Source organism: Acidiphilium sp. PM, from assembly GCF_000219295.1.
Taxonomy (GTDB): domain Bacteria; phylum Pseudomonadota; class Alphaproteobacteria; order Acetobacterales; family Acetobacteraceae; genus Acidiphilium; species Acidiphilium multivorum.
Genome location: NZ_AFPR01000437.1, coordinates 1 through 645, shown reverse-complemented (window position 1 = coordinate 645; position 645 = coordinate 1). Strand labels below are relative to the sequence as shown.

The following is a 645-nucleotide window of genomic DNA, read 5'->3' as shown; positions in this document are numbered from 1 at the left end:
CGTCACGAAACTCGCCCGCCCGGTGATGAACTCCCGCGTCCCGTCGATCGGGTCGATCACCCAGTTGAACCGCCCGCGCCGGTCGTCGCCGAATTCCTCGCCGATCACCCCGAACCCCGGCGTGTGCCGCGCCAGCGCCGCGCGCATCGCCGTCTCCGCCGCCCGGTCCGCCGCCGTCACCGGGCTCGCATCCGCCTTGTCGTCGGCACCCACGCCGGCGCGGAAATACGGGCGGATCGCCGCCCGCGCGGCCTCCGCCGCGGCCTTCGCCGCCTCGATCGCGCCCTCGGGGATCATCCGGCGGCCAGCACCCGCGGCGCCTCCCCGTCCCACCAGATCGAAACTCGGCTGCCCTGTGCCACAGCGCCAGCCTCCGCACTCGGCATCGCCGCCGCGAGACTGAAGCCGCCATCCACCTCGATGCGGATCGACGTCAGCGCGCCGAAGAAAACCCGCGAGGCGACCACCCCCTCCAGCAACGCCTCCGCCGCCCCCGGCGGGCCGAGCCGCACCGTCTCCGGCCGCAGCAGCACATGCACGTCCGACCCCGCCGCCAGCCCGCGCGCCCGCGCCGCGGGCACCGCCCGCCCGCACAGCTCGACCAGCCCGGCCTCGGCGTCCCGCACCCGGCCGCGCAGTTCCGCC

2 protein-coding genes are annotated in these 645 nt (G+C 76.4%); both read right to left on the bottom strand.

From position 1 onward, the window contains the following. Positions 1 to 297: inositol monophosphatase family protein (locus tag APM_RS13270; protein ID WP_007423872.1), on the bottom strand; the 297-nt coding region annotated here is incomplete at its 3' end. Then, positions 294 to 645: TOBE domain-containing protein (locus tag APM_RS13265; protein ID WP_007423871.1), on the bottom strand; the 352-nt coding region annotated here is incomplete at its 5' end. The genes APM_RS13265 and APM_RS13270, both read right to left, overlap by 4 nt.